1 protein-coding gene is annotated in these 493 nt (G+C 49.5%); it reads right to left on the bottom strand.

Annotated features, from left to right (window positions below):
- Nucleotides 1-190: 190 nt before the first annotated feature.
- Nucleotides 191-493 (bottom strand): RidA family protein (locus ACTHS3_RS16825; protein WP_440368620.1); only part of this gene is annotated, 303 nt, incomplete at its 5' end.

Below are 493 nucleotides of genomic sequence, written 5' to 3'. Positions count from 1 at the left end.
GCGTGGCGCAGGCGTTTGCTGAGTTTGTTGTTTTCTAATTCTTGCTTGGTTTTTTTGGACATGGCTGTTTGTGCTTTGAAATAATAGAAAAATTTAAGGGCGGTATTGTACCGCAAAAGAATAAAGGTCGTCTGAAAAACTGCGCCTGCTTGGTTGAAGCGGCGTTTTCAGACGGCCTGATATTTGTGCTTTATTTGATTTGAAGGGCGGTGATTTTGATTTCAACCTTCCAGTCGGGCGAAGCCAGTTTCGCCTCCACGCAGGCGCGGGCCGGAGCGCGTTCGGGCGCTGTCCATGCGTCCCAGGCTTCATTCATAGCGGCGTAGTCGTTCATATCGGGCAGATAGATGGTGGCTTCTAAAATGTGGGCTTTGTTGGATTGGCATTGGGTGAGCCATGAATCGATTTGCGCCAAAACATTTTCAGTTTGCGCTTTGGCATCGGCTTCAGGATTTTCGGGAACCATGCCGGAGAGGAAAACCAAGCCGTTGGC

It is taken from the genome of Neisseria sp. P0009.S007, assembly GCF_051962515.1.
The sequence above is the reverse complement of the archived record's forward strand: the minus strand, read 5'-3'. Positions and strand labels throughout refer to the sequence as shown.